Source organism: Streptococcus sp. HMSC056C01 (assembly GCF_001811305.1).
Taxonomy (GTDB): Bacteria; Bacillota; Bacilli; order Lactobacillales; family Streptococcaceae; genus Streptococcus.
This window is the reverse complement of the sequence record NZ_KV804180.1, coordinates 1-227: the sequence shown is the minus strand read 5'-3', so window position 1 is coordinate 227 and position 227 is coordinate 1. Positions and strand designations below refer to the sequence as shown.

At 41.0% G+C, this 227-nt stretch carries 1 pseudogene; it reads right to left on the bottom strand.

The window, feature by feature from the left end:
- Positions 1-227, bottom strand: a pseudogene (locus HMPREF2795_RS00045) (sigma-70 family RNA polymerase sigma factor); the annotation flags it as partial.

Genomic DNA, 227 nt, shown 5'->3' with positions numbered 1-227 from the left:
TTATCTTCTGGTAATTTTCTTCTATAAGTATTCAACAATTCATGAAGGGCGTAGTAATCATCCAACCACAATCCTCCTTCTGGTAGGCGATGGCTAATCTCCCCTACTTCTTCGTAGGCCATCCGGTCTAGGCGACGCTTTTGACTCTCTTGTTTTCTGACACTATCAAGGATTCGATTGCGAAATTTTGTTTTGAAGTAGACGTAGAGTTTCTTTTCTTCTTCCAC